Origin of the sequence: Bacteroides sp. (assembly GCF_028690125.1) — a bacterium.
Classification (GTDB): domain Bacteria; phylum Bacteroidota; class Bacteroidia; order Bacteroidales; family Bacteroidaceae; genus Bacteroides.
This window is the reverse complement of sequence record NZ_JAQVBV010000045.1, coordinates 23,840-31,605: the sequence shown is the minus strand read 5'-3', so window position 1 is coordinate 31,605 and position 7,766 is coordinate 23,840. Positions and strand designations below refer to the sequence as shown.

9 protein-coding genes are annotated in these 7,766 nt (G+C 41.6%); all 9 read right to left on the bottom strand.

What is annotated here, in order from left to right; all coding sequences use genetic code 11:
- Window positions 1-124 precede the first annotated feature (124 nt).
- Window positions 125-340: a DUF3310 domain-containing protein gene (locus tag PHO71_RS21525; RefSeq protein ID WP_300207374.1), complete on the bottom strand. Its 216-nt coding sequence runs from the start codon at window positions 338-340 to the stop codon at window positions 125-127.
- Window positions 340-1,029, bottom strand: coding sequence for an FAD-dependent thymidylate synthase (gene thyX, locus PHO71_RS21520; protein WP_300207371.1), 690 nt, complete (start codon window positions 1,027-1,029; stop codon window positions 340-342). The genes PHO71_RS21525 and thyX overlap by 1 nt, the downstream gene beginning before the upstream one ends.
- A 65-nt stretch (window positions 1,030-1,094) precedes the next feature.
- Window positions 1,095-1,553, bottom strand: a complete 459-nt coding sequence (locus PHO71_RS21515; protein WP_300207369.1) for a hypothetical protein — start codon at window positions 1,551-1,553, stop codon at window positions 1,095-1,097.
- A complete protein-coding gene (locus PHO71_RS21510) occupies window positions 1,550-1,744 on the bottom strand; it encodes a hypothetical protein (protein ID WP_300207366.1) in 195 nt (64 codons plus the stop codon). The genes PHO71_RS21515 and PHO71_RS21510 overlap by 4 nt, the downstream gene beginning before the upstream one ends.
- A 46-nt stretch (window positions 1,745-1,790) precedes the next feature.
- Entirely contained in the window at window positions 1,791-2,798 is a 1,008-nt protein-coding gene (locus PHO71_RS21505; protein WP_300207363.1) for a 5'-3' exonuclease H3TH domain-containing protein, read from the bottom strand.
- A gap of 75 nt (window positions 2,799-2,873) precedes the next feature.
- Window positions 2,874-4,874 (bottom strand): NAD-dependent DNA ligase LigA, encoded by a 2,001-nt coding sequence (ligA, locus tag PHO71_RS21500; RefSeq protein ID WP_300207360.1) that lies wholly within the window; start codon window positions 4,872-4,874, stop codon window positions 2,874-2,876.
- 125 nt (window positions 4,875-4,999) lie between these two features.
- Window positions 5,000-6,043, bottom strand: a complete 1,044-nt coding sequence (locus PHO71_RS21495) for a phosphoadenosine phosphosulfate reductase family protein (protein ID WP_300207357.1) — start codon at window positions 6,041-6,043, stop codon at window positions 5,000-5,002.
- A gap of 235 nt (window positions 6,044-6,278) precedes the next feature.
- Complete coding sequence (locus PHO71_RS21490) at window positions 6,279-7,103, bottom strand: DNA adenine methylase (RefSeq protein ID WP_300207355.1); 825 nt, start codon at window positions 7,101-7,103, stop codon at window positions 6,279-6,281.
- A gap of 81 nt (window positions 7,104-7,184) precedes the next feature.
- Window positions 7,185-7,580, bottom strand: a complete 396-nt coding sequence (locus PHO71_RS21485) for a YopX family protein (RefSeq protein WP_300207353.1) — start codon at window positions 7,578-7,580, stop codon at window positions 7,185-7,187.
- Window positions 7,581-7,766 lie beyond the last annotated feature (186 nt).

The window sequence follows — 7,766 nt, the reverse complement described above, 5'->3', positions numbered from 1 at the left end:
CTAGTAACATCATCAACCTTTATAACAAAATACTTTTGCTCAAACTCGATATTCATCCCTATTCCCCTTTCTTATCTGGTGCCTTTCTTCAAAACCTCGGTTATCTTCTCGGGTGTAATCGCCATCAGTCCCCCTCCTTAGATAGCCGCTCGATTTCCCGGTTGATATACCAGGCAGCTTTCTGCAGATCTTCAACCTCTTTGGAACTGTTTTTCTTCCCTGCTCTGCAAAGATATTTCAATGCATTACCCCGGGAGAAATTCAAATCCTGGTCTTCAATAAAATCAATAACCTCGATTTTGCCAGTATTGTAATGGCCGGGATGGTCTACGTTTGACATTACTGATCGCCTCCCATAACAACTACCTTGGCATAGTTGGTAGTGTCAAAATCCCGGTTGTAATCAACATCATCGAATAGCGGCGCCAGGTTGTCTTTGAACCACAGAAGCAAAGGTATGGCTATCTGCTGCATCTGGGGATGAGCCGCTTTGGCTGCCCTAAGGGTAAAAAAGTGTCTCCATTCACGGAGGTTGTAAGTTACAACGATCTCCGTCTTGAGGCTGTTAGGTAATACGGAACGGGCTTCCTGTGCGCTGGCTCCGTTATCTAACAAATCAAAATAACCTAATTCGGCGTTTTCCATAGCGGTTTCCCAGGCTATTCTACGTCCGATATTTTCTTCAGTATTGGCCTCAAAGAAGAATGGCCTAATAACCGTAATCTCTTTGCCGAACTTCTCACCGGCATAATTACAATACCGGGTGCTTTCCTGGCTGTAGGCAGCTAGTCTGTGCCGCACTATCTCGTGGCTTACTCCCCGATCACAAATAATTCTGGCTGTCACTTTCTCATGCTCAAACATTGAGTGATGACCGGATTTCATAATCATTTCGATGAAAGGGATGTGGCTTTCCGGAGTAATTCTGGCTTCCGATTTGTAGCAGGTTCTACCTGCCTTTTCGATGTTTCTTAATAACTGGGCTCCGTCTATTTCGGGTACCTCTACATATGGATTAATTATTCTCATAAATCCTTCTCCTCTCAAATTGCGCTACTACGCATCTTAAACATGGTGTGTAGTTATACCACACATCATGTCTTAGCGCTGATTTTAACTTCTCCTGGGCTGATATAATACATCCCAGGCTGATAATCCGCATAGTCAACCTTTCTTTGCTGAAAATAAATTTTGACATGGCTGTTATCCCTCGGCATCATCCAGAAATACTTGACTTTATATTCAGGATTAAAACGGTATTCTTGCCCAGGTTTTACACAAATATTAGGCAATATTATGTTTTTTTCCGGGATCTCCAGATATGCTCCATAATCGCCTACAACTATCCGATTATAGCCAGTTGCCAGCAAAAGGCCGGCAGGAGAATATATATTAACCTCCTGACCGGCTACCGGCATAGTTAACTGGTTCCGATAGTGTTCTCGCACTAATTGTGAATGGTCTTGCGAGAGCGAAGTATAGCGATTCTGAGCTAAGTTTTGCTGGACGATCTGTAGAGCATCCTCCAGGTCATTATCTGGCCACAGACTCATATAGAAAATTCCTCCACCAGCAATTTATTGATTTCATGTTTTACATTAGTAGATACGGACTGAGTTTTAAGCCAATCGGAAAATTCTTTTAAAGATCCTATCTCCTTGGCAGCGGCCAACACCCGGTATACATCGCATTTGCGAAGTTGCTCTGGGCTATCTGAAGCTAACATAAGGATTCCTCTGAACATTGGGTTCATTCAACCTCTCCTCTCCCGGTTAAGCCGGTAAATCCCCCTACAACGCCAGGCAGTCTTGAACCGCAGTTTTTACCGGAACTGCCTTAACCAAACTTTTAAAATTCAATTCCGCAAATTTTTGGTTTAATGCATCCTGATTGACCTGCAACCGCAAATTATGCAACGTGGTGTTCATATCCTGGCAACGTATCGTCGCTAAATCTTTACTTAGCATTGCCGATTCTTTGCCTCCCTGCAGAGCTTTTATGGGTGACCGGATACCCAAGTCCTTGCAGAGATTTTTGAAGCTTATTTCGTCTTCTAGTGCCTCGAATATTGCTTCAACTGTACCTAATTCCTGCAGAAGCGGGACTGAGGCTTTCTCGCCTACCCCTCTTACCCCTGGTATATTATCTGAACTATCACCTTCCAGTGCCTTTTTGTCGATGATTTGGGAGGGATATAGCCCGTAAATCTCTTTTACCAGCAAAGGCGTAAATTCAAAAGCACCGTCAGGAATATTGCCTTCCTGTTTAAATTCACGTTTTAAATCATCTGATTTGCTTGTTATCAGCCATAACCGAGTTCGATCTGATACCAATTGCAAAGCATCTTGATCTTTTGTGTACAGGAAGATCGGAATCTCGGATTCAAATATTTTGGACAGTGACCCTAAAAAATCATCTGCTTCTAAATTCTCATCCATAAATTGAGCTATCCCGGCAGATCGCAAAATATCCTGCATTAGGATATATTGCGATTTCAGTTCCGGTACAGTTTCATCCCGATTGGCTTTATAATCGGGATAAAGTTTACGCCTGAATGTATTCCTGCTAATGTCCCATGCTACGGCCAAATGTGTGGGTTTTTGCTTTTCCACCAGTTTGTTTAAGGACCGGCACATAGCAAAGACTCCGTTGGTGAAAACACCGTTATGCTGCATTATTCTTGGTAAGATAAACTGCCGTTCTTCCGGGCTTTTGGCTCGATAGTATTCGTTTGGTACAGTAGCAAAGAAACAAGAAGAGAGAATGGATGAACCGTCAACAATAACTAATTTTTTCAATCCGTTCCCCTCCCCATTCTTTTATAGTTTCCATTCCTTGTTTGTGTAACTTTTGAGCTAATTCATGAGATGTCATCAGTCCTGCCCCCTTCCCACAAAATAAGGGTTATGGAGGCCCTTGGAATTATTCTCAAGAATATCCATTAACTCAAGTTCCGATATTATTGGAACGCCCAAGCTTAAAGCCTTTTTGTGCTTAGTGGTTCCGTTTTTGTCTGGACCTAAAATTAAGAAATCTGTATTCTTAGAAACGCTTCCTGACGGCTTTCCGCCGTTGGCACGAATAATATCTTCAATCTCCGCACGTTTCATAGAAAGTGTTCCGGTAATTACAATAGTTTTACCGGTTAAAGGCAGCTCATCGGATATCGCAACTGGTGCTTCTTCCATCATCGTTACTCCAGCATCTTTTAAACAAGCAATAAGAGTTTGGTTCTTCTCCTTCGAGAAGAATTCTATAATAGTGTCAGCCGTAACGTCGCCAATTCCTTCAATTTGGAGCAATTGTTCACGGGTGGCACCCATAAGAGCATCGATATTAAGAAATTTCGCTGCTAAAATTCTGGAATTTGCGCGTCCCAGGTATGGGATATTAATTGCATACAGCGATCTTGAGAACGGCTGGTTTTTGGTGTTTTCGATACTCTCCAGAATCTTGTCAAGTTTCTTATTTCCGAACCCTTCTAACTCCATAATTTCGCCAGCTTTAGATTCCAGAGAATAGAGATCGGCCGGGGTCTTTACAAAACCCATTTCAAAAAAGAGTTTTACATTAGAATTGCCCAGTCCCTCAATATCTAGGGCATCCCTAGAACAATAATGGATCAACTGCTCCACGAGCTGGGCAGGACATTCTTCTCCGGTACAAAATGCAAGAGGCCCCCTAAGTTCAATAGGAGAGTTGCATACCGGGCAAAACTTCAGTAGTTTCCACACAGGTAAATCTTCCTTCCGCTGTTCTGGGAAAGATTTCATAACCCGTGGGATTACATCATTGGCCCTCGCAATTACTATGCGATCCCCTACGCGGATATCGTTAGTCCATACAAACTCGGGGTTATGCAAGGTAGCACGGGTTATTGTAACCCCACCAATTTCAATGGGATCAAAAACTGCTACTGGAGTTACCTGCCCCGATTTACCAATTTGCACAATAATATCCGTTAGATTGGTGAATACTTCCTGGCTTTCAAATTTGAAAGCAATGCCCCATTTAGGATGCTTTGAAGTGTAGCCTAACTGTTCTCTTACTGACAAATCATTTGCCTTAACTACTATCCCATCAATAGGAAAAGGCAATTCAGGACGAACCTGCTTTTCTACTTTAACGAGATAGCTGGTAAGCCTATGGAAGTCAGTAAAAGATATTGTTTCTACAACAGGGAACCCTTGATTTTCGAGAAATCCCAGCGCATCGCTATCGGAATTAAATTCTTTCCCCTCTGCTCGGATTAGATCAAAAACCTGAATCTCCAATCCTCTTTCTGCAGCTATGTTTGCATCCAGCATCTGGACGGTTCCTGCTGCAAGTGCACGAGAATTAGCATAACGCTGATCCAAAGGCAAAGCGTTATTTACCCGTTCAAAATCCTTGAATGGGACATAAACTTCCCCTCTGATTTCTAACTCGCCTTTAAACGGAATTTCTTTCGGCAGGTTTCTAACGGTTAGGACAGTATGAAGCACTCTGTAACCTTCATACCCATCACCACGGGTTACGGCATCCACTAATTGCCCGTTAATATACCGTAGGACAATTGTTAACCCATCCAATTTAAACTGAGCCAGGACTTCTTTAAAAATACTTACAAACCACTTTTTTAACTGAACGTAGTCGTTGGCTTTGTCTAATGAAAGCATTGGTATTGGGTGTTTAACCGTTTCCCGCCCAGGCACCTTCAGATAAGTGATTCTTTGGGTTGGCGAATCCGGCGAAATATCCCCCGTTTCGGCCTCCATTTTTTGCAATTTGGAATACTTCTTCTCATACTCCGTGTCCGTTATCAGCGGATTACCTAATTCGTATTGTTCATCAAAAAGGCTAATCTGCTGACGTAACTGCTCTACCTTGCTCATAAATTCACTCCTTTCCCTCCGGTTTTCGGAGGATTTTTAAATTGAAATTTTGCAATAAAAAAGCGGCTCCCGAAGAAACCGCCGATTTAACTCTTATTACATACAAGTTCAGTTTTTAGTTTTTTTTAACATGGTCCCCCAGCGGCTCCAGTGAAAGCCCCTGTTGGCAAATCCCATCTATCAACAAAAATATCTCCAGGTGATATATTTGCGTCTATAGCCAGTCTGACCCATTTCTCAGCATCTATGTTTTTTGGTAGTCTGGATCTCCCGCGATCAGCAAGCTGGGTAAGTGTTAGCTTGTTGTCTATGGTGTGATTCAGTTCTTTCTCCATTTCTACCAGTTGGTTAAATCTTTCTGGAGATACCTCCCTTACAGTTGCCCACTGATCTGCTGTACAGAAGATACAGCCGAAGCATGATGTCCGGCTAAAGCCCAACCAGTATGCAGGATGGGGAAGTATACGATATTTTTCAAGAATGTCCCATACTTCCTTTTCTGACCACTCAATAACACTACGCCACCAAGTTACTTTACGGCTATTCCTTTCGCAAGGATGTTTTTCAACAGTTAAATACCTGGCGCGATTTGCGGATTCTTCCCGTCGTTCTCCAGTGATCACCAAGTAATTACCTTCTTGAAAGTCTGGATGATTATTTAACACCCTCTTCATAACATCAATCTTCAAATAAGCAGTGCACCAGCGGGTACGAAGGTCTACCGCTTTTGCAGGGAACTTTCTCCTAGTACTGTATTTCCCATTCCGAGTAGGCAGCGTAATTACATTGCCATGATGCTCAAACTGTACATTATTGGTTCTTTGATTCTCTCGGAGGATCTCCCCAATAAAACCATTTTCTCTCCACTGAAATTCAGTGCGTATTCCTAGAGCTTCCCCAAAAGCTCTTACATAAGGTTCAGTTACTGGCCAATCAGCAAATTGCATACTTCCCGGGCTTCCATCTATAGATTGATGCCAAAGGATAATTTTATCTTTTGCAATGCCGAGTTCAAGTAAATATAATGCACAAGCCTCGCTGTCTTTACCACCACTACTAGAAACGATAATTTTATCATAGGTTGATAAATCAGCAAGTTTACATGCTTTTGGATTTACTGTCTGTTCTAATTCTTCAAATTCAAATAGGCATTGTTCCGCTAAAGCCATAACCATTCACCTTCTTCTTTTCCTATTAGATTTCTTAAATGCGTTTTTGGGAATAGTTCAGCTATTATCAATTGAATTGGCAGAAGTATTTGCCATCGTTTATAACAGTAAAAAAGCCGGCTTCCATTGCTTCAAGCGCATCTTGTAATGTATACTCATTCAATAATTTAGTTCTCCAGTTTTTCCGCTCCATCCTGATATACCTCCTTATTGATATTTTTTTAATTAACAATACTTAGTTTAGTAAGGTTAATTGCAGTTTTATAGGCTTGTAATTCATCCATAAAACCTCATTTCTGTCCGCGCCTTGGCGATATTCCGCGTAACCCTTAGTGCTCTCTTTAAACCATTTGCCCAGGTACCGGTTATACAAATCATTTTCATATCCGGATATCATTACTTTCCCAGGAAATTCGGAAATTAGTTCCAAGAGCTCAATATGGTCTTGGTCAGTCATTTCGTGTTTATATTGCTTTGCTGTTCTAGTACCTAACAAATAAGGTGGGTCCAGATACAAGAATACATTAGGGTACCAGAATCTTTTAATGACCTCCGTGGACGGCCGATTTTCAATTTGTACCTGTTTAAGCCTGTCAACTATACCAATTATCCATTCTGGCAGCCGGTACCAGTTATAAACTGCATACATGTTTTCCCGGCCCTGAACATCATTCTTCCAACCAACTTTGTAACCATTAGTCCTGAAGCCATGTCCCTGCCAACATTGCACTAAAAACCTTGCAGCCTTCCTGAACGGATCTATGTTGCACATCAGATCATCCAGATCCAATTTAAATGTATCATCATATTCAGATCGGCTATACGGAGTCATCGCTACGATGCTGGCCAGCTTTTTGCTATCATTTTGGATACAATGGAAAAGGTTGCAGACATCCCAATCCAAATCATTTACTGTTTCAATGGCGCTGGGCATTTTATTAAACAAAATCGCGCCAGAGCCAAAATACGGTTCAACATATGAGTGGTGTTCAGGGATATACGGAATAATCCAATCCGCTATTCGCCATTTACTTCCTGGATATTTTAAAACTGTGTTCACAAGTTCACCTACTTTCGCATCTGACGCTCTTTACTTGATTTAGGTATTTTAATTTCATCGGCACCAACCGTGAACTGTTCACTAAATGAGTTCCGGGTTCTCATAAATATTGCCTATTACCTTAATGCCCTTGAGAACTTCAGCAAGTAATATCCTGTCACCATCTTCACAAGTAACCCAAAAAGCACCATCAGCCTTAAATACTCTTTCCGCAGGGGCATTATCTCCTTTCCCCCAAAAAACAATGTCGCCATCAAAAATTTCTTGGCCCTTCGGATATTTTTTTGTGCGTTTGGAATCGTGAAATCCGGAAAACTGCATCAATTTAAAATCTAAAGGCTGATAAAACAGTTTATTGTCATCAAATACGTCAATTACAATCATGCCCCGGTTCCATATGATATCCCGCACGTCTGCCATTTTCCATGTTCCATCAATAATAACTTCAAACCATGCTCGGAACTTAATATCATTCATTTTCATCTCCCCTTCGCAACCGCTAAACCTTCCAGAATGGAAAGAGCAGGTTATTAATCTTAAAACTGATTTAAAAATTCTAAGTTTTTCCACAGACTTAATGTTCTGCATGGTAACCACCGTAATTTGAACGGTATTTTTCGAACCCGACTCCCACCCCTCTAATTTAGGTCCTTAAGCCGTTCA